The sequence below is a fragment of the Pseudomonas sp. PDM24 genome (genome assembly GCF_019218905.1).
Classification (GTDB): Bacteria; Pseudomonadota; Gammaproteobacteria; order Pseudomonadales; family Pseudomonadaceae; genus Aquipseudomonas.
Genome location: NZ_JAHUWR010000009.1, coordinates 119,798 through 144,971 on the forward strand (window position 1 = coordinate 119,798; position 25,174 = coordinate 144,971).

21 protein-coding genes are annotated in these 25,174 nt (G+C 59.7%); 14 read left to right on the top strand and 7 right to left on the bottom strand.

Annotation, left to right across the window (positions count from 1 at the left end; all coding sequences use genetic code 11):
* Window positions 1-6: 6 nt before the first annotated feature.
* The 9 genes from pilW to KW837_RS25490 all read left to right on the top strand — a co-directional run bounded on the left by pilW (window position 7) and on the right by KW837_RS25490 (window position 9,904).
* Complete coding sequence (pilW, locus tag KW837_RS25450) at window positions 7-765, top strand: type IV pilus biogenesis/stability protein PilW (RefSeq protein WP_007903601.1); 759 nt, start codon at window positions 7-9, stop codon at window positions 763-765.
* Window positions 765-1,805 (top strand): RodZ family helix-turn-helix domain-containing protein, encoded by a 1,041-nt coding sequence (locus tag KW837_RS25455; protein ID WP_123494402.1) that lies wholly within the window; start codon window positions 765-767, stop codon window positions 1,803-1,805. Before pilW ends, KW837_RS25455 begins: the two co-directional genes overlap by 1 nt.
* Window positions 1,806-1,807: 2 nt before the next feature.
* Window positions 1,808-2,917: a flavodoxin-dependent (E)-4-hydroxy-3-methylbut-2-enyl-diphosphate synthase gene (gene ispG, locus KW837_RS25460; protein WP_008070966.1), complete on the top strand. Its 1,110-nt coding sequence runs from the start codon at window positions 1,808-1,810 to the stop codon at window positions 2,915-2,917.
* Between the two features lie 37 nt (window positions 2,918-2,954).
* A complete protein-coding gene (hisS, locus tag KW837_RS25465) occupies window positions 2,955-4,244 on the top strand; it encodes a histidine--tRNA ligase (protein WP_007903604.1) in 1,290 nt (429 codons plus the stop codon).
* A 40-nt stretch (window positions 4,245-4,284) separates the two neighbouring features.
* Window positions 4,285-4,926, top strand: a complete 642-nt coding sequence (locus tag KW837_RS25470) for a tetratricopeptide repeat protein (RefSeq protein WP_007903605.1) — start codon at window positions 4,285-4,287, stop codon at window positions 4,924-4,926.
* On the top strand, window positions 4,919-6,070 hold the full coding sequence (gene bamB, locus KW837_RS25475) for an outer membrane protein assembly factor BamB (RefSeq protein ID WP_032830306.1): 1,152 nt from the start codon (window positions 4,919-4,921) through the stop codon (window positions 6,068-6,070). The genes KW837_RS25470 and bamB overlap by 8 nt, the downstream gene beginning before the upstream one ends.
* A gap of 212 nt (window positions 6,071-6,282) precedes the next feature.
* Entirely contained in the window at window positions 6,283-7,752 is a 1,470-nt protein-coding gene (der, locus tag KW837_RS25480; RefSeq protein ID WP_008070964.1) for a ribosome biogenesis GTPase Der, read from the top strand.
* Window positions 7,753-7,976: 224 nt separating this feature from the next.
* Window positions 7,977-9,125 (top strand): pyridoxal phosphate-dependent aminotransferase, encoded by a 1,149-nt coding sequence (locus tag KW837_RS25485; RefSeq protein ID WP_218398954.1) that lies wholly within the window; start codon window positions 7,977-7,979, stop codon window positions 9,123-9,125.
* Window positions 9,113-9,904, top strand: coding sequence for an amidohydrolase (locus KW837_RS25490; RefSeq protein ID WP_123494398.1), 792 nt, complete (start codon window positions 9,113-9,115; stop codon window positions 9,902-9,904). Before KW837_RS25485 ends, KW837_RS25490 begins: the two co-directional genes overlap by 13 nt.
* Before the next feature lie 205 nt (window positions 9,905-10,109).
* Here KW837_RS25490 and leuA read toward each other — a convergent pair whose 3' ends face one another.
* The 4 genes from leuA to KW837_RS25510 all read right to left on the bottom strand — a co-directional run bounded on the left by leuA (window position 10,110) and on the right by KW837_RS25510 (window position 15,575).
* A complete protein-coding gene (gene leuA, locus KW837_RS25495) occupies window positions 10,110-11,789 on the bottom strand; it encodes a 2-isopropylmalate synthase (RefSeq protein WP_218398955.1) in 1,680 nt (559 codons plus the stop codon).
* A 543-nt stretch (window positions 11,790-12,332) separates the two neighbouring features.
* On the bottom strand, window positions 12,333-13,154 hold the full coding sequence (locus KW837_RS25500; RefSeq protein ID WP_218398956.1) for a peptidoglycan DD-metalloendopeptidase family protein: 822 nt from the start codon (window positions 13,152-13,154) through the stop codon (window positions 12,333-12,335).
* 3 nt (window positions 13,155-13,157) lie between these two features.
* On the bottom strand, window positions 13,158-14,537 hold the full coding sequence (gene xseA / locus KW837_RS25505; RefSeq protein ID WP_218398957.1) for an exodeoxyribonuclease VII large subunit: 1,380 nt from the start codon (window positions 14,535-14,537) through the stop codon (window positions 13,158-13,160).
* Window positions 14,538-14,624: 87 nt separating this feature from the next.
* Window positions 14,625-15,575 carry a LysR family transcriptional regulator gene (locus tag KW837_RS25510; protein WP_218398958.1) on the bottom strand — a complete coding sequence of 317 codons (951 nt, stop codon included), beginning with the start codon at window positions 15,573-15,575 and terminating at the stop codon, window positions 14,625-14,627.
* A 101-nt stretch (window positions 15,576-15,676) separates the two neighbouring features.
* On the opposite strand from KW837_RS25510, the gene KW837_RS25515 reads away from it, so the two are divergent.
* From KW837_RS25515 to guaA, 4 genes are all read left to right on the top strand, one after another.
* Window positions 15,677-16,444 (top strand): sulfite exporter TauE/SafE family protein, encoded by a 768-nt coding sequence (locus KW837_RS25515; RefSeq protein ID WP_218398959.1) that lies wholly within the window; start codon window positions 15,677-15,679, stop codon window positions 16,442-16,444.
* A 174-nt stretch (window positions 16,445-16,618) separates the two neighbouring features.
* A complete protein-coding gene (locus KW837_RS25520) occupies window positions 16,619-17,167 on the top strand; it encodes a sugar ABC transporter ATPase (RefSeq protein WP_123358101.1) in 549 nt (182 codons plus the stop codon).
* Window positions 17,168-17,398: 231 nt separating this feature from the next.
* Window positions 17,399-18,868 carry an IMP dehydrogenase gene (gene guaB, locus KW837_RS25525; protein WP_008070940.1) on the top strand — a complete coding sequence of 490 codons (1,470 nt, stop codon included), beginning with the start codon at window positions 17,399-17,401 and terminating at the stop codon, window positions 18,866-18,868.
* Between the two features lie 99 nt (window positions 18,869-18,967).
* Window positions 18,968-20,545, top strand: coding sequence for a glutamine-hydrolyzing GMP synthase (gene guaA, locus KW837_RS25530; RefSeq protein WP_007903619.1), 1,578 nt, complete (start codon window positions 18,968-18,970; stop codon window positions 20,543-20,545).
* A gap of 196 nt (window positions 20,546-20,741) precedes the next feature.
* Here guaA and KW837_RS25535 read toward each other — a convergent pair whose 3' ends face one another.
* Both KW837_RS25535 and KW837_RS25540 read right to left on the bottom strand, forming a co-directional pair.
* Window positions 20,742-22,814 (bottom strand): TerD family protein, encoded by a 2,073-nt coding sequence (locus tag KW837_RS25535; protein ID WP_218398960.1) that lies wholly within the window; start codon window positions 22,812-22,814, stop codon window positions 20,742-20,744.
* A gap of 529 nt (window positions 22,815-23,343) precedes the next feature.
* Window positions 23,344-23,991 carry a TetR/AcrR family transcriptional regulator gene (locus KW837_RS25540; protein WP_218398961.1) on the bottom strand — a complete coding sequence of 216 codons (648 nt, stop codon included), beginning with the start codon at window positions 23,989-23,991 and terminating at the stop codon, window positions 23,344-23,346.
* Window positions 23,992-24,098: 107 nt separating this feature from the next.
* On the opposite strand from KW837_RS25540, the gene KW837_RS25545 reads away from it, so the two are divergent.
* Window positions 24,099-24,992 carry an NAD(P)/FAD-dependent oxidoreductase gene (locus KW837_RS25545; protein WP_218398962.1) on the top strand — a complete coding sequence of 298 codons (894 nt, stop codon included), beginning with the start codon at window positions 24,099-24,101 and terminating at the stop codon, window positions 24,990-24,992.
* Here KW837_RS25545 and KW837_RS28955 read toward each other — a convergent pair.
* On the bottom strand, window positions 24,971-25,150 hold the full coding sequence (locus KW837_RS28955; RefSeq protein ID WP_218399026.1) for a DUF736 family protein: 180 nt from the start codon (window positions 25,148-25,150) through the stop codon (window positions 24,971-24,973). The two genes, KW837_RS25545 and KW837_RS28955, sit on opposite strands and share 22 nt — an antisense overlap.
* Between the last annotated feature and the right edge of the window lie 24 nt (window positions 25,151-25,174).

Below are 25,174 nucleotides of genomic sequence, written 5' to 3' on the forward strand. Positions count from 1 at the left end.
ATCTCTATGTCCCTGCGCTTCGCGCTGCTTGTGCTGTTGGCCAGCCTCTGTGCTGGTTGTGTCCTGTCGGGCGATTTCAACCCGATGAAGACCAGCAAGGGCCGTGATGAAGCGCGTGCTGCCTACGTGCAGCTGGGCTTGGGTTATTTGCAACAGGGCATGACCGAGCGCGCCAAAGTCCCGTTGAAGAAGGCTTTGGATCTGGATAGCTCGGATCCTGACGCCAATGCTGCCCTGGGGCTGGTGTTCCAGGCTGAGATGGAGCCGGAACTGGCCGATCAGCATTTTCGCAAGGCGCTGTCTTCTCGTCCCGCCGATGCGCGAATCCTGAACAACTACGGCAGTTTTCTTTTCGAAGAGAAACGTTACAAAGAAGCGTATGAACGCTTCGAACAGGCCGCCGCCGATACTTTGTATCCTGAGCGTTCACGGGTTTTCGAAAACCTGGGCATGACTGCTTCAAAGCTAGGCCAGCGTGATCTGGCCCGCCAGCAACTGGAAAAAGCCCTGCGTCTGAATCGCCAACAGCCACGTGCATTGCTGGAAATGGCTGAGTTGTCTTACGAAGACAGGCATTATGTGCCCGCGCGTGACTATTACGACCGTTTTAGCCTGCTTACCGAGCAAAATGCACGTAGTCTATTGCTCGGCGTTCGGCTGGCAAAAGTGTTCGAAGATCGCGACAAGGCCGCCAGTTTCGGCCTGCAATTAAAACGACTCTATCCCGGTACGCCGGAATATCAGCAATACCTGTCGGAGCAATGATGAAAGCGGCGCATCCCGAAGTTGTAGCAGCGAATCGCGTTAACCCCGGTGAGACTTTGCGCCAGGCCCGCGAAAGCAATGGCTGGTCGCTGGCCGAAGTGGCCCTCAAGCTCAACCTCACCGTCAATTCCCTGAGCAATCTGGAAGCCGGCGCTTTCGACAAGCTGCCTGGTCACACCTTTGCTCGTGGCTATATTCGCGCGTATGCCAAATTGCTCGGCATGGACCAAACCGTTCTGGTCCAGCAGTTCGACCAATCCACCGGCACCGACTCCCATGGCAGCAACGTCCACAGCCTGGGGCGTATCGAAGAGCCGGTTCGGGTTTCCCACACCATTTTGCGAATTGTCAGCCTGCTGTTGCTGCTTGCGGTGATTGGCGGTGGTTTTATCTGGTGGCAGGATCAAACTTCACTGCGTACCAAAGACCTGATTGGCCTGGCGCCGGAACACGTTGAAGTCGAAGGCGCTGACGGCACCACCCAGATCCATCCACTGGACGAGCCGGAAGATCAGGCCGTTGCACAAGGTCAGGCTGAAGGGGAAACACCGCTTGCGCTGCCTCAGGCCGAGACTTCGACCGAGGAGCCAGTCAGTGCCGAAACGAGCGCACCGGTTCCAGCGCCAGTCGCTTCAGCAGTAGCGCCTGCGGCTGCGGCCCACAGCACTGCTCCGGTTGTCGCGACACCGGCGACACCGGCCCCGGCTGTTCCCGCTGTACCGGCACCGGTTATCTCTGCTCCAATTGCTCCGACCGCCTCGGCTCCAGCTCCGGCAGCTCCGGCAGCTCCGGTGGCCGGCCAAGGCCAGGTTCAACTGCAATTCACCGCCGATTGCTGGACGCAAGTGACCGATGGCACCGGCAAGGTGCTGTTGAGTGGTCTGAAGCGTAAAGGCGAAAATGTTTCCGTTAGCGGCAAGCCGCCCTTTTCCGTGCGTCTGGGCTTCGCCCGTGGTGCGCAGGTCAGCTACAACGGGCAGGTGGTTGATGTCGCTCCGTTCACCAGTGGCGAGACTGCTCGCCTGAAGTTGGGTCAATAGTCATGCACGGCGAATCTCCAATCAAACGTCGCGAATCCCGCAAGATCTGGGTCGGCAACGTGCCCGTGGGCGGCGATGCGCCTATCGCTGTGCAGAGCATGACCAACAGCGACACCAATGACGTGGCCGCTACCGTGGCCCAGATCAATCGTCTGGAAGCCGCTGGCGTCGATATCGTGCGGGTTTCCGTGCCGGACATGGACGCCGCAGAAGCCTTCGGCAAGATCAAGCAATTGGTCAAAGTGCCGTTGGTGGCCGACATCCATTTCGACTACAAGATCGCTTTGCGCGTCGCCGAACTGGGCGTGGATTGCCTGCGGATCAACCCGGGCAACATCGGTCGTGAAGACCGCGTGCGTGCGGTGGTCGATGCCGCCCGTGATCGCGGGATTCCGATCCGCATCGGCGTCAACGCCGGTTCCCTGGAAAAAGACCTGCAAAAGAAATATGGCGAGCCGACGCCCGCTGCGCTGGTCGAGTCCGCCTTGCGTCACGTCGAACACCTCGAACGCCTGAATTTCCAGGACTTCAAGGTCAGCGTGAAAGCCTCCGACGTGTTCATGGCCGTCGCCGCCTACCGCTTGCTGGCCAAGGAAATCGTTCAGCCGCTGCACCTGGGCATCACTGAAGCCGGTGGTTTGCGCTCAGGCACAGTGAAATCCGCCGTGGGCCTCGGTATGCTGCTCGCCGAAGGGATTGGCGATACTATTCGCATCTCGTTGGCGGCCGACCCGGTCGAGGAAGTGAAAGTCGGCTACGACATTCTCAAATCCCTGCACCTGCGTTCCCGTGGCATTAACTTCATCGCTTGCCCGAGCTGCTCGCGGCAGAACTTCGATGTGGTCAAAACCATGAACGAGCTGGAAGGGCGCCTCGAAGACCTGCTGGTGCCGCTGGATGTCGCGGTAATCGGTTGCGTGGTCAACGGACCGGGCGAAGCCAAGGAAGCCCATATCGGCTTGACCGGCGGCACGCCAAACCTGATTTACATCGACGGCAAGCCGGCGCAGAAACTGACTAATGACAATCTGGTGGATGAGCTTGAACGCTTGATCCGTCAGAAAGCGGCCGAAAAGGTCGAAGCCGACGCAGCGGTAATCGCTCGCGGCTGAGCCTGACTAAAGAGCCGAACGAATTTAAGGATTTATAGTGAGCAAGTCTCTGCAAGCCATTCGTGGCATGAACGACATCCTGCCCGAACAGACTCCCCTGTGGCGTCATTTCGAAGGCACCGTCTCGCGTTTGCTGGATAACTACGGTTACAAGCAGATCCGCATGCCGATCGTCGAGTTCACCGAGCTGTTCAAGCGCTCCATCGGTGAAGTGACCGACATCGTCGAAAAAGAGATGTACACCTTCGAAGATCGCAACGGCGATTCCCTGACCCTGCGCCCTGAAGGCACAGCGGCCTGCGTGCGTGCGGTGCTCGAGCACGGCATCACCGGCGGCGGTCAGGTGCAGAAGCTCTGGTACATCGGCCCGATGTTCCGTCACGAACGTCCACAGAAAGGTCGTTATCGCCAGTTCCACCAGATCGGTTGCGAAGTCTTCAACCTCGACGGTCCGGACATCGACGCCGAGCTGATCGTGCTGACCTGGCGCCTGTGGGGCGAGCTGGGTATCCGTGATGCGGTCAAGCTCGAACTCAACAGCCTGGGCACCAGCGAGTCCCGTGGTCGTTATCGTGAAGCACTGGTCGACTACCTGTCCGCTCGCCTGGATCAACTGGACGAAGACAGCCAGCGCCGTCTGAAGACCAACCCGCTGCGGGTTCTGGATACCAAGAATCCCGACACTCAAGCGGCGTTGGCCGACGCGCCAAAAATGGCCGACTACCTCGACGAAGAATCCCGCGTGCACTTCGAGGGCCTCAAGGCTCGCCTGGACGCCGCCGGCATTCCTTATGTGATCAACCCGAAGCTGGTTCGCGGGCTGGATTACTACAGCAAGACCGTTTTCGAATGGGTCACCGACAAGTTGGGCGCCCAGGGCACCGTATGTGCCGGTGGTCGTTACGACGGTCTGGTGGAGCAGATGGGCGGCAAGCCGACCACGGGCGTTGGCTTCGCCATGGGCATCGAGCGTCTGGTGCTGCTGCTTGAAACCCTGGAGCAGATTCCCGAAGAAATCTCCCGTCAGGTCGATGTCTACCTCTGCGCCTTCGGTGAAGCCGCCGAGCTGGCCGGCTTGGCCCTGAGCGAGCGTGTTCGTGATCAATTGCCCAACCTGCGCCTGCAAGTCAATGCCGGCGCCGGAAGCTTCAAAAGCCAGTTCAAGAAAGCCGACAAGAGCGGTGCGCTGTACGCATTGATCCTAGGTGACGACGAAATGGCCCAGCAAGTGGTAGGTTTCAAACCCCTGCGTGGCCAGGGCGAACAACAAAGCATTGCCTGGGATGCGCTTGCTGCACACCTGGCCACCTGCGTCGTGCAGGGTTGAAGCTGTCAAACAGCCGATTTAGCGATTAAGGAGTATTGGGGTGTCGAGTACCGAAGACGAACATCTGGCGGAGTTGAAGGACTGGTGGACACGCAACGGCAAGCCCCTGGTCACTGGCGGCCTGTTGGCGCTGGTCATCGTATTCGGCTGGCAGGCCTTTCAGAAGTATCAGAGCAATCAGTCGCAAGGCGCCTCGATTCTCTATCAGCAATTGCTCGAAACCACGCTGACGCCTGACGGCAAGCCTGATGCTGCACGTGTTTCGGATCTGGCCGGCAAGCTCAACAGCGAGTTCGGCGGCACCGCTTACGCGCAATACGGCAGCCTGTTCGTGGCGAAAGTTGCAGTCGACAGCGGCAAGCTGGACGACGCAGCCAGCGAGCTGAAAGCCATTGTTGCCAAACCGGCCAACCCGGCACTCGGCGAAATTGCCCGTCAGCGTCTGGCGCAGGTGCTGGCCGCGCAGAACAAGGTCGATGAAGCCCTGAAACTGCTCGAAGGCGATGCCGACAAAGCCTTCCTGGCCACTCGCGAAGAACTCAAAGGCGACCTGCTGGTGCAGCTGGGTCGTACCGACGAAGCGAACACTGCGTATCAAAAAGCCAAGGCGGCACTGTCGGATGAAGCGGCGGTCGGTGGCCTACAAATCAAGCTGGACGACCTGGCCAAAGGGGATGCGTGACGTGATTCGTTGGAAACATGCAGCATTGCTGGCTCTGGCCATATTGGCCGCGGGTTGCAGCAGCAACAGCAAAAAAGAATTGCCTCCGGCTGAGTTGACCGACTTCAAAGAAGAAGTGGTTCTGCAAAAGCAGTGGAGTCGTTCGATCGGTGACGGTCAGGGCGAAACCTACAACATGCTGGTTCCGGCGATCGATGGCGATACCATCTATGCCGCCGACGTCACCGGTGTGGTGATGGCGATGGATCGCAGCAATGGCGACGTCAAATGGAAGAAAGATCTCGAACTGCCTGTCTCCGGCGCCGTTGGCGTGGGTTACGGTCTGGTCATGATCGGCACGCTCAAGGGTGAAATCGTTGCCCTGGATGCCAGCAGCGGTGAAGAAAAATGGCGCGCTCGCGTGACCAGTGAAGTGCTCGCGCCGCCGGCCACCAACGGTGACGTTGTTGTGGTTCAGACCCAGGATGACCGTCTGATCGGTCTGGATGCCGCTACCGGCAACCAGCGCTGGTTGTATGACAGCACGCCAGCGGTTCTGACCCTGCGCGGCACCAGCGCACCGATCGTCACCAACCGCCTCGCGGTGGCTGGCCTGTCGACTGGTAAAGTGGTCGCCCTGGACGTTTCCAACGGCGTGCCGGTGTGGGAGCAGCGCGTAGCGATTCCACAAGGTCGGTCGGAGCTGGAGCGTGTGGTCGATATCGACGGTGGCTTGCTGCTGTCCGGCGGTACGCTGTATGTCGCCAGCTACCAGGGGCGCGTCGCGGCACTGGATCTGGAAAGCGGTCGTCAGCTCTGGCAGCGTGATGCTTCCAGCTATGCCGGCGTTGCTCAGGGTTTTGGCAGCGTCTACGTGAGCCTGTCTGCGGGCACCGTTGAAGGCGTTGACGAACGTTCCACCACTGCCTTGTGGAGCAACGATTCGCTGGCCCGCCGTCAATTGTCGGCTCCGGAAGTATTCTCCAGCTATGTTGCAGTCGGTGATATGGAAGGTTACCTGCACCTGCTGAGTCAGGTGGACGGTCGTTTCGTCGGCCGCGAGCGCATCGACAGCGACGGCCTGCGTGCCCGTCCGCTGGTGGTGGGTGACACGATTTATCTGTATGGCAACAGCGGCAAACTGGAAGCCCTGACCATCAAGTAAGAACTATGCTTGGGGTTAACCCCCCAGGCGGCTTCACCTGTGGGAGCGGGCTTGCTCGCGAAGGGCGTCAACGATGACGCGTACAGCCTGAATAAACGCGGTGCTGCTACGTTTTTTCGCGAGCAAGCCCGCTCCCACAGTGCTGCCCCGAGCACCAGCCGCTGCCTCGCAGCGGCTTTTGTATTTTCTGAAATAACGAAGTGGAGAGCCGCATGGTTCCCGTAATCGCCCTGGTGGGCCGACCGAACGTCGGCAAGTCCACCTTGTTCAACCGCCTGACCAGGACTCGCGACGCCATCGTCGGCGACTTGTCCGGTCTGACCCGTGATCGCCAGTACGGTGAGGCCAAGTGGCAAGGGCGTTCCTACATTCTGGTCGACACCGGCGGTATCTCCGGTGACGAGCACGGTATGGACGAAAAAATGGCCGAGCAGTCGCTGCTGGCCATTGAAGAAGCGGATGTCGTTCTATTCCTGGTAGATGCCAAGGCCGGTTTCACCGCGGCCGACCAGATGATCGCCGAGCACTTGCGCAAGCGTAACAAGCGTTCCTACGTGGTCGCCAACAAGGTCGACAACATCGACCCTGAAATGGCCCGCGCCGAATTCGCCCCGTTGGGCATGGGCCACGCGATCCCGATCGCCGGCGCTCATGGTCGTGGCATCACCCAGATGCTGGAAATCGCCCTGAGCGACTTCCCGAAAGACGACGAAGAGCCGGAAGAAGGCGAAGAAGAGATCGTTGCCGAAGGTGAGGAAGCCAAGCGCATTCCTGGCCCAAGCGAAAAAGACGGTATCAAGATCGCCATCATCGGCCGCCCGAACGTTGGCAAGTCGACCCTGGTCAACCGCATGCTCGGTGAAGACCGGGTTATCGTTTATGACCAGCCCGGCACCACCCGCGACAGCATCTACATCCCGTTCGAACGTAACGACGAGAAGTACACGCTGATCGATACCGCCGGTGTGCGCAAGCGCGGCAAGATCCACGAAGAAGTTGAAAAGTTCTCCGTGGTCAAAACCCTGCAAGCGATCAAAGACGCCAACGTGGTGATCTTCGTGATGGACGCCCGCGAAGGCGTGGTGGACCACGACCTCAACCTGCTGGGCTTTGCCCTTGAAGCCGGTCGTGCGCTGGTTATTGCGATCAACAAGTGGGACGGCATGACGCCGAGCGAGCGCGACTTCGTGAAGGTCGAGCTGCAACGTCGACTGTTCTTCGTCGACTTCGCCGATATCCACTTCATCTCGGCCCTGCACGGCACTGGCGTAGGCAACCTCTACGCGTCGGTACAGAACTCGTTCAAGTCCGCGGTCACCCGCTGGCCGACCAACCGCCTGACCCAGATTCTGGAAGATGCGGTCGGCGAGCACGCGCCACCGATGGTCAACAACCGCCGGATCAAGCTGCGTTACGCCCACTTGGGTGGTGCCAACCCGCCGATCATCGTGATTCACGGTAACCAGATCGAGAAGGTGCCGAAGTCTTACGTGCGTTACCTGGAAAACACCTATCGTCGTGTCTTGAAGCTGGTCGGTACGCCGATCCGTATCGAGTTCAAGGGCGGCGAGAACCCGTACGAAGGTAACAAGAACTCGCTCACCGACCGCCAGGTCAACAAGAAGCGTCGGATGATGTCGCACCACAAGAAAGCCGACAAAAAGCGCCGCGACAAGCGCTGATTTGAGGCTGCCTGGCTTCCGTAGGAGCGAGGCTTGCCCGCGAAAGCCACACCGCGGTGTGCCAGGTAGAACGCATTATCGTTCTTCGCGGGCAAGCCTCGCTCCTACGGGACCGGGTTCGAAAAAGGGCGCTTAAGGCGCCCTTTTTTTATGGGCGCCGTTTGGGCTATTCTCGAGCTCTCCCGTGCCGTCGTAGAGCCGGGTGTAGAGCCAGGGAATCACCGATGATCACCAGTAAGCTGCCGAATGTCGGCATCACTATCTTCACGCAGATGTCCCAGCTTGCGGCGCAAACCGGGGCGATCAATCTGTCTCAGGGGTTTCCCGATTTTGACGGCCCGCAAGCCCTGCGTGATGCAGTCGGTCGGCACATCGCCAGTGGCCACAACCAGTATTCGCCGATGACTGGCTTGCCGGTGTTGCGTCAGCAGATTGCGGCGAAGATCGTTCGCAGCTACGGCGCCCATGTCGATGCCGACAGCGAAGTGACGGTCACGCCCGGCGCGACACAGGCGATCTTCTGCGCCATTCAGGCGGTGATCCACAGCGGTGACGAAGTCATCGTGTTTGATCCGGCCTACGACAGTTATGAACCTTCGGTGGAGCTGGCCGGTGGCCGTTGCGTGCATGTGCAACTGGGCCTCAACGATTTCAGCATCGACTTCCAGAAGCTTGCCAATGCGTTAAGCCCGCGTACGCGGATGATCATTCTTAACAGCCCGCACAACCCCAGCGGCGCGTTGATCAGTCGTGCCGAGCTGGATCAACTGGCGGCGTTGATTCGCGACCGCGATATCTATGTGATCAGCGACGAGGTCTACGAACACCTGGTATTCGATGGCGTATCTCACGTCAGCGTACTGGCCCACGAAGAGCTCTATCAGCGCGCATTCGTGGTCAGTTCGTTCGGCAAGACCTACCACGTCACCGGCTGGAAAACCGGTTATGTCGTGGCACCTCCAGCCCTCACCGCGGAGCTGCGCAAGGTTCACCAATACGTCAGTTTCTGCGGCGTGACGCCACTGCAATACGCGTTGGCCGATTACATGGCCGAGCATCCGGAGCACGTCGAAGAGTTGCCGGGCTTCTATCAGGCCAAGCGCGATCTGTTCTGCGATCTGCTGTCGCCGTCGCGCTTCAGTTTCACCCGCGTGGCCGGTACTTACTTCCAGTTGGTCGATTACTCGCAGATTCGCCCGGACCTCAATGACGTCGAGATGGCGCTGTGGATGACCCGCGAACATGGCGTCGCGAGCATCCCGATCTCGGTGTTCTACCAGACGCCACCCGAAGGCCAGCGCCTGGTGCGTCTGTGCTTTGCCAAACGCGAGGAGACCCTGCGTGAAGCAGCGGCAAAACTATGCGTGATCTGAGTGCTCTGCCCAATCTGAATGTCGCGCTGATCCAGACCACCCTGGCCTGGCATGATCGTCAGGCCAATCTGGAGCATTTCGAGCCTTTGCTGGAACAGGCTCGCGGCGCTGACCTGATCATCCTGCCGGAGATGTTCACCACCGGTTTCTCCATGGAATCGGAAACCCTCGCCGAGCCGGAAAATGGCCCCACCAGTAAATGGCTGCGGGTTCAGGCGGCGAAACTGGATGCGGTGATCACCGGCAGCATCATCGTCCAGGTGGCTGATGGCAGTCATCGCAACCGTTTGTTGTGGGCGCGACCGGACGGGGAGGTGTGGCATTACGACAAGCGTCACCTGTTCCGCATGGCGGGCGAGCACAACCATTTCACCCCGGGCGAGCGTCAGGTGCAGTTCGAATTGAAGGGCTGGCGAGTGCGGCCGTTGATTTGCTACGACTTGCGTTTCCCGGTCTGGAGCCGCGACCCTCAAGACACCGACTTGTTGCTGTACACCGCCAATTGGCCGGGCGCCCGGCGCCAGCACTGGAACCGTTTGCTACCGGCACGGGCGATTGAAAACCTCTGCTATGTGGCGGCGGTGAACCGCATCGGTACCGATGGCAAAGGCTTTGCGTATACCGGTGACAGTCAGGTGCTGGATTTTCAGGGTGAAACGTTGCTTGGCGCAGGCGATGCTGATGGTGTGTTCAAGGTCGTTCTGGACGCGGCGGAACTGGCGGCTTATCGCACGCGGTTTCCGGCAAATCTGGATGCGGATACCTTCGAGTTCACCTGAGACTTTCGCTGTCTGACCGTTCGTCTTCGCGAGCAAGCCCGCTCCCACACTTGATCGGTGTGAACACATATTTTGTGTACACCAAAAATCCACTGTGGGAGCGGGCTTGCTCGCGAAGAGGCCAGAAAAGGCAACACAAAAATCCCAAGCAAACAAAAAGGCCCCGAGGTTCTCACCCCGGGGCCTTTTGCATTGCAGCGCTGACTTACGCCGCTTTCGCTTCCGGCTGGCTCAGGGAGCGGTTCAGCGCGCTGAACAGGGCCTTGAAGCTGGCGGTGGTGATGTTTTCATCGATGCCGACGCCGTGCACCGCACGCTCGCCGTTTACGCGCAGTTCAATGTAGGCCGCAGCCTTGGCATTGGTGCCCGCGCCGATGGCGTGTTCGTTGTAGTCCATGATTTCCACCGGGATCGGCAGACCGGCCACCAGCGCTTCCAGAGCGCCGTTGCCCTTGCCACGCCAGTGCAGGTTGGTTTCGCCCTGGCCTTTGCTGGAGACTTCCACTTCCACCGCGCTGTGACCGTTTTCTTCCTGCAAGCGATGGCTGACCAGCGCGTACGGGGTGTTGGCCTGCAAGTACTCGCTGTGCAGCAACGCGTGGATCTGCTGGGCCGTCATTTCAAGGCCCAGGCGATCGGTTTCACGCTGCACGACCTGGCTGAACTCGATCTGCATGCGGCGCGGCAAGTTGATGCCGTATTCCTGTTCCAGCAGGTAAGCGATACCGCCTTTGCCCGACTGGCTGTTGACGCGAATCACCGCCTCGTAGCTGCGGCCGATGTCGGCCGGGTCGATCGGCAAGTACGGCACTTCCCACAGGGCGTCCGGTTGCTGCTGGGCGAAGCCCTTGCGGATCGCATCCTGGTGCGAGCCGGAGAAGGCGGTGTGAACCAGATCGCCGACATACGGGTGACGTGGGTGCACAGGAATCTGGTTGCACTCTTCGACGACTTTGCGCACGCCATCGATGTCAGAGAAGTCCAGCTCAGGGTCGACGCCCTGGGTGTAGAGGTTCAATGCCACGGTCACCAGATCGACGTTACCGGTCCGCTCGCCGTTGCCGAACAGGCAGCCTTCGACACGGTCGGCACCGGCCATCAGGCCCAGCTCGGTGGCGGCTACGCCAGTGCCACGGTCGTTGTGGGTGTGCAGGCTGATGATCACGCTGTCACGACGGTTGATGTGGCGGCCGAACCATTCGATCTGGTCGGCATAGATGTTCGGGGTGGCGCATTCGACGGTGGCAGGCAGGTTGAGGATCACCTTGTGCTCAGGCGTCGGGTTCCAGACTTCGATGACTGCGTCGCAGACTTCTTTGGCGAACTCGAGCTCGGTGGCGCTGAAGGTTTCTGGCGAGTACTCGAAAGTCCACTCGGTTTCCGGCTGCTGGGTGGCGTATTTGACGAACAGCTTGGCGGCGTTTACGGCGATGGCCTTGACCCCGTCCTTGTCCTGATTAAAGACAATGCGGCGGAAGGAAGGGGAGGTCGCGTTGTACAGGTGAACGATGGCTTTCTTGGCACCGCGCAGGGATTCGAAGGTGCGTGCGATCAAGTCTTCACGGCCCTGGGTCAGCACCTGGATGGTGGTGTCGTCCGGGATGTGGCCGTCTTCGATCAGCGTACGCACGAAGTCGAAGTCGGTTTGCGAAGCGGCCGGGAACGAGGCTTCGATTTCTTTCACGCCGACTTGCACCAGGGTCTTCCAGAAACGCAGCTTCTTGACCGCGTCCATCGGCTCGATCAGCGACTGGTTGCCGTCACGAAGGTCCGAGCTGCACCAGATCGGCGCGGCGGTGATGGTCTTCGATGGCCAGGTGCGGTCCGGGATATCGATGGTCGGGAACGCGCGGTATTTCGAAGACGGGTCTTTGAGCATGCTCATCGGGAAATCCTTATTGTGTGGGCCGAAAAAAGGCGGCCTGCCGGTGGATCAAAAGTTGGGATAAAGCGTAAGACGAGGCACCGCGATTCAGCCTGGCAGTCGTGCACTGACGAGGCACAGGCTGCGGTGCTGGCGAAGCTGAATGAGGGTGTGAGAGGTTTTCATGCCTTCAACCCTAACCGCGGGAGGAAAGGATGGCAAGCAGTCGAAAAAAATTGAGAGGAATACTCGAAAAGTCGTATTTATTGAGATTTTGTTGCGGTGAATGGCAGAGATTGTATTGATGTTTGCGCGAGGTTTGAGCGATGCGCAATTGAAGGTTGGCGGTTGCAGTTCACCCGGCGCAGCTATTCTTGAAACCTCAACCAGGCGACCAGGAGGCAGGAGTTGGCAATGAGGCGGAATAAGTGGGGCCAATGAGGCCGCCTTCGCGAGCAAGCCCGCTCCCACATTTGATCGGTGTGAACACATGTTCTGTGCATGCCGAAAATCTAATGTGGGAGCGGGCTTGCCCGCGAAGAGGCCGGTAGCCTCAACAACTATTTAAGGCTGAAACGCCCCAATAAAAATCGCCGGATCCACCCGCGCATCGTTCAGGCTGATGTTCCAGTGCATATGCGGCCCGGTCGCGCGCCCTGTAGCGCCGACTTTGCCGACCACGTCACCGCGCGCCAATTGCTGGCCGACCTTCACATCGATCTTCGACATATGACAGAACATGCTGATAAAGCCCTGGCCGTGGTCGACGAATACCGTATTGCCATTGAAGAAGTAGTTACCGATCAGGATCACCTTGCCGGCGGCCGGGGTTTTGATCGGCGTACCGGCGGGCACTGCGAAGTCGAGGCCCGCGTGGGGATTGCGTTCTTCACCATTGAAAAAGCGGCGCACGCCGAACTTGCTCGACAGCGGCCCATTGACCGGTTTGTCCAGCAGCAGATTGCTCGGGGTGTTCGGGCTGAAGCTGCGGTAGGCCTGGATCTGCTCCGCCAGTTCGCCCTCGATGCGCTTGAGATTCTCCGGGTTCGGATTGACCTGCTGGGTATTTTTCAGAGTGATGTGCTGTTCCGGGTATTTCTTGCTGGCAACGATGAAGTTCAGGTTACGACCGCCGCTGCTGATTTGTTGTGTACCCGGTTTTACAGTCAGCGGCACGCCGACGATGGCCAGCCAGTTGTTCTGTTCCTTGACCACCAATACCGGTTTGCCTTGATAACTGGCTTTGGGTGCCTGGGCGAAGGCGCCCAAATCCACCACCGCCACGCCACCCGGCACCGGTTTGTTCAACAGGCGGGTGATGTAACTGTCGGCGTGGGCGTTAAAGGTCAGGCACAGCAACAGCAGCGGAGCTAAAAAACGCGGCATGGATCAATCCAGTAAAGAAAGGGTGACAGGCGTCAGGTGATTGTCTTCGACTCGTACTTGCAGTTCGCCTTCACCCAATTTGGCTTTCAGGCGCTGGCCAGTGTGGGTTTGCGCGGCGCTGCGAATCGCATTGCCGCGCTCGTCCAGCAGAATGCTGTAGCCACGAGCGAGGGTCGCCAAGGGGCTGACCACGTGCAGCGTCTGCATCTGACTTTGCAGTTGCAGGCGGCGAGACTTGAGCCCTTCACGCATGGCCCGGGGCAGACGCTCGGCGAGGCTGTCGAGGCGTTGGCGAAGCATCGCCAATTGTCGCCCCGGATGTTGCCCGGCGAGGCGGGTTTCCAGGCGGATCAGGCGTTCGCGACGGGTATTGAGGCTGCGTTCGAACGCACGGCGCATGCGCATGTCCAGATCATCCAGACGTTGTGCCTGCTGACGCAGTCGTTCGCCGGGATGGCGCAGTCGGCGTGAAATACCTTCCAGGCGCAGCCGATCGCGCATCAGGCGGTCACGCATGCGCATTACCAGGCGCCGGTGCAGGCTTTCGACGCGTCGCACCAGATCGCTGGAGTCCGGCGCGAGCAGTTCGGCCGCGGCGGACGGTGTCGGGGCGCGGACATCGGCGACGAAGTCACTGATCGAGACGTCGGTTTCGTGGCCGACGGCGCTGACAATCGGCGTCACGCAGGCATCCACGGCGCGGGCTACGGCTTCTTCGTTGAAACACCAGAGGTCTTCCAGCGAACCGCCGCCACGGGCCAGGATCAACGCGTCGAAACCGCGGGCATCCGCCAGTTTCAGTGCACGGACAATCTGTGCGGTGGCTTCGCGGCCTTGCACGGCGGTGGGGATCAGCGTCAGTTGGATCTGCGGCGCGCGGCGGCGGAACACACTGATAATGTCGCGGATCACCGCGCCGGTGGGCGAGCTGATGATGCCGATGCGTTGTGGGTGCGCCGGCAACGGCACTTTGCGTTCGGCGCTGAACAGGCCTTCAGCGCTGAGCTTTTCCTTCAAGGCATCGAAGGCCAGGCGCAGGGCGCCATCACCGGCCGGCTCCACGGTGTCGAGGATCAGTTGGTAGTCACCACGGCCTTCAAACAGCGAAACCTTGCCGCGAACCTTGACCGCCAAGCCGTCCTTCAACGCCTGGCGAACCCGCACGGCGTTCTGTCGAAACAGCGCGCAACGCACTTGGGCGCCGCTGTCTTTGAGGGTGAAATACACATGGCCGGACGCCGGGCGGGCGAGGTTGGAAATTTCGCCTTCGACCCAGATGTTGCTGAACACGTCTTCGAGCAACACCCGCGCGCGGCCGTTGAGCTGGCTGACAGTCAGGACTTCCCGGTCCAGGCCGAGTCTTGCAAAGGGATCTTTAATCATGGGGCGCAGTTTAAAGGCATTCGGCAAACAATCTCCATGCTCCACGCAAATCCCTTTTGTGGGAGCGGGCTTGCTCGCGAAAGCGGTTTAACATTCAACATTAATGTCGACTGTCACGCCGCCTTCGCGAGCAAGCCCGCTCCCACAGGGATTTGTGCAGGTATTGATAAATTGCTGGACCAGCGCCGTGGGATTTTGCCGGCAGGCGAGGGCGACGGTGCTGTGGCAGTCCGGGTCGGCCAAGGGCAGAAAGTGGATATCCGGCGGCGCGATGTCCTGCATCGATTCCGGTAACAGCGCGATGCCGAACCCGGCCTGGATCAATTGCAGTTGCGTGGTTTTGCGTGACACCACTCGAGCCGCCTGGGGAAAGAACCCCTGGCGCATGCACAACTCGGCGGACAAATAGCTCAGGCCGCCACGCTGTGGATGAGGGATGGAAATAAACGCTTCATTCTTCAACTGCGCCAGATCGATGCCTTGCGCGGACTTATCCACAGCCAGCCGATGATTCGGTGGCACCGCCAGCAACAAGCGCTCGCTGTACAGCGGAACAATCTGCACCCCTTCACGCTGACGCAGCACCGGCAGGCGCAACAGACCCACATCGAGACGACCTTCGGCCAATTCTTCCAGTTGCGCCTCGGAGGACAGCTTGACGATGTCCATGGACACGCCAGCGTGCCGATCCAGATAGTCGCTGATGCCTCGCAACAGCCGACCGCTCATAGGCACAGTGCTGGAGTGACTCAGGCGCAACACGCCCAGTTGACCGCTGCCCACTTGGGTGGCCATCTCGCTGGCCTTGGTCAGTTCGTTCAGCAGGTTTCTGGCCCGAGGCAAAAAAGCTTCACCTGCCGCCGTCAAACGGGGCTGGCGCGCGGTGCGTTCGAACAGCGGCGTTTGCAGCCGGGTTTCCATGTCCTTGATCTGCCGGCTCAGGGCGGATTGAGCAATAAATAGTCGTTCGGCCGCAGCGCTGAAGCTGCCGCTCTCGGCGATTTCCACGAAGTAACGCAATTGGCGGGTTGAAAGCACAAGGTATGCCTTTTCGAGATGGGTAGTGGACGTTGAAGATATTAGTCGCAACGCTGGGTGCTGGCTAAAGTCATCGCAGGAATAAAAAGGAAGCCGTATCGATGAATGTGCTGGAGTTGTTGAACCAATGGCCGTGGGGTTCGGTGGATTGGCTGGTGATTGGATTAGGCGTTGCCTTGGCCTACATCGTGTTCGGCATCGCCGGTTTTGGTACCGCCCTGGTGGCCGGCCCGATTCTGATCCTGTTCATGCCGCTGTCGAAAATCGTGCCGCTGCTGGTGTTGCTGGATTTCGTCGCGGCGTTCGGCAATCTGCTGCCCTCGCGACGGGATGTGGCGAGGCCCGAATTGTTGCGACTGCTGCCGTGCATGGCGGCGGGCTGCACGTTGGGGGTTATTTTCCTGCTGAACCTGAAGTCTGATGTGTTGCTGCTGTTGATGGGGCTGTTTATCAGCACCTATGCGATTTACAGCCTGTGGATTAAAACCCGTCCGGCGCAATTGTCCGCCGGGTGGGCGGTGCCGATGGGCACCGTGGGCGGGATGTTCGGGGCGCTGTTTGGCAGTGGCGGCTTCTTATATGCAATCTATCTGAACAGTCGCTTGTCCAAGGATGCGGCCCGGGCAACCCAGAGTGCCCTGATCAGTTGCAGCACTGTGGTGCGTTTGAGTCTGTTTGCCATCGCCGGTGTGTATGCCGAGCTACCCTTGTTGGTATTGGCGCTGTGTTTGTTGCCGGCGATGGCGCTGGGGTTGTGGATCGGCCGGCGGTTGACCATGAAATTGTCCCGCGAAGCATTCGTGCGGCTGGTGACCTGGCTGGTGCTGGCCAGCGGGATTGCCTTGATCGGGCGTTATTTGAGTACTTGACCGGATTTCGTCAGGGATTAAGCTGCCGGCCGCCCTGACGCTATCGCGGGCAAGCCTCGCTCCTACAAGGGATTGGTGTCGTTCCATAAATTTCCCTGTAGGAGCGAGGCTTGCCCGCGAAGGCGTCATCCGGCACGCCGTAGAAATATCCATTTGACGCAGTAGGCTTGCACCATGAATTCCCAAAGCATCATCGTCCCGAAAATCTCCACCCTGCCGGTACACGAACCCCGGGCCCGGGCGGTCGTGCGTTGGCTGGTGCGCAAGAACATCATTAAAGAAGAGCTGACCACCTGTGGTCGCACCGGCAATCGCATGGCCCACGCCATCGCCGACGGAGCCCGCGCCGTGGTCCTGCACCCTGACGCGCTGCCGTTCGGCGAGCCGGTCAATGGCCTGGAAATCATCACCAAACGCTGCATCTACACACCGGCCAAGGGGTTCCTCGAAGAAGCCGGCTGCGCCGAGTGCCGCAAGGAGATCGGCGAAGCATTGTTCGAAAGCCTGGAAGAGTGGATGCCGGGGCGCACCGATAACTTCACGTGCCCTGAGTGCGGACATGAAGATGACATCAACGGGTTTCTGTTCTTGCAGGAATGCGGCTTTTCCAACCTGGGTTTCATCTTCAACAACTGGCTCGAGGCCGGGTTCAAGCAAAGCTTCATCGACGAATTTGCCGATTGGCTGGATCAACCCGTGAGCTGGGTCAAAGTCGAACTTTAAACCTGCGCCGGTCCCGTACTGTAGGAGCGAGGCTTGCCCGCGAAGGCATCGACTCGGTGTATCTGCTGTACCGCGGCGATGCCTTCGCGGGCAAGCCTCGCTCCTACGGGATTTGTGTGCCAAAACCTCCGTCGATCACCGCGTCGATAATAGACAGAGTTTTACATTGAACCCGAGGGGGTGTCTGACTATAATGGCGCGCTTCCATTTTCCCGCTCGGGAGCCCCCGCGATGCTGCGTATCAGCCAAGAAGCTCTGACCTTCGACGACATTCTTTTAGTGCCCGGTTATTCCGAGGTTCTTCCTAACGAAGTCAGTCTCAAGACCCGCCTTACCCGTGGCATCGAGCTGAATATTCCACTGGTTTCTGCTGCCATGGACACCGTTACTGAAGCCCGCTTGGCAATTGCCATGGCTCAGGAAGGTGGCATCGGCATCATCCACAAGAACATGACCATCGAGCAGCAAGCTGCCGAAGTGCGTAAGGTCAAGCGGTACGAGGCCGGCGTGGTCAAGGACCCGATCACCATCGAGGCTGACGCCACGGTTCGTGAACTGTTCGAACTCACCCGCCTGCACAACATCTCCGGCGTACCGGTACTGCACGATGGCGACCTGGTCGGCATCGTCACTTCCCGTGACGTGCGTTTCGAAAACCGCATGGACGCCTCCGTCCGTGAAGTGATGACGCCTAAAGAGCGTCTGGTCACGGTCAAGGAAGGCGCCAACAAGAACGATGTGCGCGAACTGCTGCACAAGCACCGCATCGAGCGTGTGCTGATCGTCGACGACAAATTCGCCCTCAAAGGCATGATGACCGTCAACGACATCGAAAAAGCCAAGGCTTACCCGCTGGCCAGCAAGGACGATCAAGGTCGTCTGCGCGTTGGCGCTGCAGTCGGTACCGGTAAAGACACCGGTGACCGCGTAGCTGCCCTGGTTCACGCTGGCGTTGACGTGGTAGTGGTCGACACTGCTCACGGTCACTCCAAGGGCGTGATCGACCGCGTTCGCTGGGTCAAGCAGAACTTCCCTGAAGTGCAGGTCATCGGCGGCAACATCGCCACCGGCGCTGCCGCCAAGGCCCTGGCCGAAGCCGGCGCTGACGCAGTCAAGGTCGGTATCGGCCCTGGCTCGATCTGCACCACCCGTATCGTCGCCGGTGTCGGCGTCCCGCAAATCAGTGCCATCGCCAACGTCGCCGCTGCCCTCGAAGGCACTGGCGTTCCGTTGATCGCCGACGGCGGCATCCGGTTCTCCGGTGACCTGTCCAAGGCCATCGTTGCCGGTGCTTCCTGCGTGATGATGGGCTCGATGTTCGCCGGTACCGAAGAAGCGCCAGGCGAGATCGAACTGTTCCAGGGCCGTTCGTACAAGGCTTACCGTGGTATGGGTTCGCTGGGCGCCATGTCCCAGGCTCAAGGTTCCTCCGACCGTTACTTCCAGGACTCCTCGGCAGGCGCCGAGAAACTGGTTCCGGAAGGCATCGAAGGGCGTGTTCCGTACAAGGGCACCCTGAGCGCCATCATCCATCAACTGATGGGCGGCCTGCGTTCTTCCATGGGCTACACCGGTAGCGCCGATATCGAAGAAATGCGCACCAAGCCTGAGTTCGTGCGGATCACCGGCGCTGGCATGGCCGAGTCCCACGTTCACGACGTGCAAATCACTAAAGAAGCGCCAAACTACCGCGTAGGTTGAGGCTTCCAGCAAATCGTTAAGCAACCGGGGCTGTTCTATTCAGCCCCGAGTTGTTTCTGAATCACGACTGTTTCTGAATTATCTAGACGAGACTGAATCATGGCCCTCGACATTCACGCTCACCGCATCCTGATCCTCGACTTCGGTTCCCAGTACACCCAGCTGATCGCTCGCCGCGTGCGTGAAATCGGCGTGTACTGCGAACTGCATCCGTTCGACATGGACGACGAAGCGATTCGCGAATTCGCTCCAAAAGGCGTCATTCTCGCCGGCGGCCCCGAGTCCGTGCACGTAGCCGACAGCCCGCGCTGCCCGCAAGCGGTGTTTGACCTGGGCGTACCGGTCTTCGGTATCTGCTACGGCATGCAAACCATGGCTGAACAGCTGGGTGGCAAGGTCGAAGGTTCCGAGCTGCGTGAGTTCGGTTATGCCCGCGTTGACGTGGTCGGCAAGAGCCGTCTGCTCGATGGCATCGAAGACCATATCGACGCCGATGGCCTGTTCGGCCTCGACGTGTGGATGAGCCACGGTGACAAGGTCACCAAGATGCCGGAAGACTTCCACATCCTGGCCAGCACCCCGAGCTGCCCGATTGCCGGCATGTTCAACGATGCTCGCGGCTACTACGGCGTGCAATTCCACCCGGAAGTGACCCACACCAAGCAGGGCGGTCGCATCCTCTCGCGCTTCATCCTCGACATCTGCGGCTGCGAAGCCCTGTGGACACCTTCGAAGATTGCTGAAGATGCTATCGCCCAGGTCCGCGCCCAGGTTGGCACCGACAACGTATTGCTCGGCCTGTCCGGCGGCGTTGACTCCTCGGTGGTTGCCGCGCTGCTGCACAAGGCTATCGGCGACCAATTGACCTGCGTCTTCGTCGACAACGGCCTGCTGCGCCTGCACGAAGGCGAGCAAGTGATGGCCATGTTCGCCGAGAACATGGGCGTCAAGGTGATTCGCGCCAACGCTGAAGACCAGTTCCTCGACAATCTGGCAGGCGAAAGCGACCCAGAGAAGAAGCGCAAGATCATCGGCCGTACCTTCATCGACGTGTTTGATGCCCAGTCCAACAAACTGGATAACATCAAGTACCTCGCCCAAGGCACCATTTACCCGGACGTGATCGAGTCGGCTGGCGCCAAAAGCGGCAAGGCTCACGTGATCAAGTCGCACCACAACGTGGGCGGCCTGCCGGAAGAAATGAACCTCAAGCTGGTTGAACCCCTGCGCGAGCTGTTCAAGGACGAAGTCCGTCGTCTGGGCCTGGAACTGGGCCTGCCGTACGACATGGTCTACCGTCACCCGTTCCCGGGCCCGGGCCTGGGTGTGCGGATCCTCGGTGAAGTGAAGAAGGAATACGCCGACCTGCTGCGTCGCGCCGACCACATCTTCATCGAAGAACTGCGCAAAGCTGACTGGTACCACAAGGTCAGCCAGGCATTCGTGGTGTTCCAGCCGGTGAAATCGGTGGGCGTGGTGGGCGATGGCCGTCGTTACGCCTGGGTCGTGGCCCTGCGTGCCGTGGAAACCATCGACTTCATGACCGCACGTTGGGCGCATCTGCCTTACGAACTGCTGGAAACTGTTTCCGGCCGGATCATCAATGAAATCGAAGGCATCTCCCGCGTCACTTACGACGTGTCGAGCAAGCCGCCGGCGACGATTGAGTGGGAGTGATGCCCCCGGCCTCAGGGCCGATCGGCTGAAACAAAAAACGCCTGGTGCTTATGTACCAGGCGTTTTTTTTTGAGTTTTTCATAGTGCTCTGGAGCGAACAGCCACTCAGTCATGCTGACTGGATTTTTGTTTTTGGTTGGAAAGCACCGAAGCAAGAGCCGTTGTTCTCAATAGATCGCAAAGGCTGGCGTAGGTGTTAGAGAAACTGTGATCGAATCAAATCCGTATCGAACGGCGTTATCCCTTGCTCAGGTGCAAACACCGCCTGTGCCTGCTGCGGCGAAGCCACTCGTTCCCCGCGTGCTCGAACATGCAAGTCGAACAGAGTTTCCAAATCCGGCCGTGGTGTATGCACCAAAGCCCGCAGCATCAACGATACCCCACTGAGGTTGTTCCCGACGTTGTTCCACCGCGGAGATGAAGTGAGCCCCAGATCGGCCCAAATCATGCGTCGTTCCTGCAAATCCATCACGAAGGGCAGACAGATCACTGTGTCGGATGCGATATCGACACGGTCGAATACGGATCGCGGCTCGAATACTTCACCCGACGCCGTGTCGGCGCGGGCCATCCAGCCAGCGAAGCATTCTGGAAGATCGCAGTACGGCTGCTCGGTGAATGAGTTGATAGACGTGACGACATAGCGGATACCCTTCTCGACGAGGACATCAAGGTCGAGGTCGATGAACTCCGAAGCCCCGTCGGGCGCGTCGACGATGTCGCCGCTGTGGTAGCCGCCGAAACCCTTCAAGTTGTAGTACGCGACCGTTTGTGTGAACACGAAGTTGGCGTCGAAAAATGCGGCGGACAAGTCGATGTCCGTGCGCCCGGTGCCATTCTTCCACCACAGGAACAGGCGAATGAAACGTGTATCAGGCATAGGCAACCGACTGCCTCGCACCAGCGTACGTAGCGACTTCGATGAGGCACGCTGCGCCAGCGGCACCTTGTATTCGCGTAATGCTGGATCGATGAAACAGCGGCCTAGTGGCGGCAGCGATGCAAAACGCATTACAAGCGCGCTTTCGCAGATTCGGGCTGCGCGAGCCAACACTTCGGGTGTGAGAGGTTCGCGGCGATCCTTGATGCCATAGACCTTGGCGAATGCACCTTTCGGGGTAAAGGCCCGCAGGGGCAGGGGGCGTGGAGCGCGTACCTGGGCCAGCAACTGCAGCAGGACAGGTGAGGACACTTGTGTCGCAACAGCCTCGAATGCGTCGAGAACCGACTCGGGGTCCGTCGCGCGCCGCAGGGTCACGTCCAGCCGTCGTGCGAACTCACCGGGACGGCTCTGTAGTATGGGCATAAGCGTGGCGATGTCGCGCTGGGCAAGCAGTGTTTCGACACGTGAACCAAATGTGGCTGGCGCCTCGTTGCGACGCGCTGCCGTGATGGCCGCTAGCGCTCGTGGGTACTTGTCGGCGTAGTCGCCCGGATGCAGTACTTCAGCCAGACGCTTCCAGCGCTCGGCATGGCGCATCACGTCTTCTGCGGCGTTGGGTATGTGGTCGAGCAGGCGTAACAGCAGGCGGCGGACCGAGCGCTTCATCGCTGTGAAACGTGTCGAAGCTGTCGTCAGTGACACGTCTCCTCCATTCAGCGCGACCGCGAGTCGTAGCACATCAGTCGCCGTTTCGACGTTGCGCTCCAGGAATGCGTCCACCCGTGCATCGCCGGCTACATGCAGGATAAGTGCGCCGCCAACCTGTGCACGGATCTCCCGGAAAGGGATAGCCTCGGGCAGCAGACGGAACACATCGCTTTTGTACTCTCGGACAAACCAGACGACATCAGCAGTTTCCTCTTCGGAAAGTGAGGTGCGCGATGAAACCAGCGGCTCGAGCAGTGACTCGAACTCAGGGATGCTTCCCGGTTCAATAACCCAGGGTATGAAGTTGCCTTCAAGCAGTGGAGGTCGGGATTCTTCAGTCGGTGGTAAACGCCGAAGCGTGAGGTAATGCATGACGGCGTTAAGGTACAACTCCGCCTCTGTGGCCGTCAGAACCTGCTCTGGAAAGTCAGGATAAAACGGCCGGTGGTGCACATGAGCGCCACTCCTCCGCCGAAGGACTCCGACAATGCCATGCAACCAGTGCTTGAGTTCTGTCGCTGACAACATGCCGATTTGCTCAATCAGAGGCTCTGATAGTACACATCGGAACGCCGCGACTTCCCGGACAGCCGACGCGACCTGAGCGCGCGTGGCACCGCCAGTGCCCATCGGAACGTGAACTTTGCTACGGCGACGCAGGAACAGCTCCTGATTCATGCTTGATTTTCTCCTTTGGCCGCCGTCGTGAGCGAGCTGCAGCATCGTGTCTACTGCCGATATAAAAACGCCTGCAAGAAGCAGGCGCGGTGTGGAGAGCGAAACCCCTAGGTCATAGGAGGTTTAGAAGGAAGGTGTTCCATAGCCACGAAGGCATTCTACGGGAGGTTGTTTCTGTTTGTCAGGTTGCTGCAAACCTCAACGGTAACAAGCTGCTTCGCCAGAAGAATAGGGGCTGATGAGCGACAAGTCGCTTGTCCATCGTCCAGACAAGTGGCGGCGTTATTGGTCAAGTGTGCCTTCAAGGTCGGCAAAGTTCCCAGTCCCGACTGCTGCCGGATCTGCGATGGAGAGAAGCGTCGACCGCATCCAGGCGGGAGCTTGGACCGCGGTAGATGCGAGCGTCTTTTTATCGTTGGGGGAAAGATGAGGTGCCGCGATCTGTGCAAGCTCGGCCGCGCGCGCCGGCCCAATATGACGAAGCGCCTGGACGACGGCCTCGGCCAAGCTGCCCGGAGCAATCAAATGCTTATCCGCCCGCGTGGTCGTTGCCACCGTGCGCGGCGATGAACATGGCGACGGCCGACCGGCAATAGGATTCGACTTCATTGTCGTCCTCTGCTCTCGCCTCATCGAAGCGCGCGATAATCAGGAGATCGGATCCTTTGAAAAGTGCGGCAAACAAGCGGGCGGACTGGAGAGGATCGGGCACGTTCAGAACCGCCTTCGCGTGCAACTGACGCAACAGGGCCTCGATTTGGGCGATGACATAGGCGGGGCCAGCTTCGTATTGGCGCTTGCTTAACGACTTTTGATTCGTCTTGTCGGCCATGATCATGGCTTCGACACTACGGACGTCCGGGCTCAACAGCGTGCGAAGCAGGGTTGATCCCACCGCCATGAGCTGATCTTCGGCCGAACCGTCGAAGCCTTCAAAAAGGGCCTGTGGTGCAAACTGCTGGCAGTGGGCCGCGATGGCCGCGCTGAACAGCGCCTCCTTGTTCTCGAAGTGCCTATAGATGCTTAGCTTGGATATCTTCGCCCGCTGGGCGACCTTGTCCATGGTCGTCGCTTGAAAACCCAATTCCACAAAAAGTTCGCACGCGGCGTCGACTATCGTTTGGCCAAGCGCCTCGTTGGCGGGGCGGCCGCGCCGGGCCTGGTTGTTTTCGGTCATAAAAATTCCAGTACTTGACAGTATTCTAATTCTTGAATTAGGGTACTTCAAAGTATCTTAAAAGTGCAAGCCAATCTCCCTTCATCTATAACACGGAGCCTATCACCATGAATGACGTCATCATCATCGGCGGCAGCTTTGCCGGTCTTGCCGCAGCCCTGCAGCTCGGCCGTGCCCGCCGAAAGGTCACCGTTCTCGATACCGGCCTGCCGCGCAATCGCTTCGCCGACCACTCGCATGGCCTGCTCGGCCACGACCACAAGCCACCGCTGGAGATCCTGGCCGAGGCGCGGCAGCAGCTGGCGCGCTATCCCACGGTCAGGCTGGTCACTGCCCGGGCCGAGAGCCTCTCCGGCGCCATCGACGATTTCTCCGTCCTCACTGGCGATGGCGAAAGCCTCAGGGCGCGCCGCCTGATCCTGAGCTATGGCGTCGCCGACCAGATGCCTGAACTTCCCGGCTTTGCCGAAGGCTGGGGCAGCTCCATCGTGCCCTGCCCCTATTGCGACGGCTTTGAAGTTGCCGGCCGGCATTGGGGCCTCGTCTGGTCCGGCCCGCCGTCGCACAACTACGTCAGGCTGTACCACGATTGGACCGACACATTGACGGTCTTCGCCAATGGTCACGACATTCCACCCGACATCCGGGCCGATCTGGCGCGCCGCGGCATCCCTGTCGTCGATGGCCGGATCACCGAAATCGACCATGACGAGAGCCATAACGCCACCGTCAGGCTCGACGCCGGCCCCCCTGTCGCGGTCGACATCCTGTTCGCGCATCCGCGCAACAAGCCGTCCGCGCGCCTGCATGAATCGCTGGGCCTCGCCACGGTCGATACGCCCCTGGGCATCGCCCTCAAGGTCGACGAACGCCGCGAAACCAGCATGCCCGGCGTCTACGCCGCGGGCGACCTAGCAAACCCCCTCATGGCCTCGGTCACCCTGGCAACATCGCACGGCGCGACGGCGGGTATCTCCGCTCAGCAATCGATGCTGGTTTGAGAGCACAGATTCCCTTCTCCGGTTGCGTCGTCGCTTTCGAAGAGGTTGGCGTAGATCGGCGCGGTGAAGGACGGATCGTCGAGTTTGACGCAATGGTAGGAGGGGTTGTCCTTCGAGGTCCGGCGCCAGGCGGCACCGATCTCGGTCTGGTGCCTTATCGCTGCTGGAGGCGGGTTTAGAAC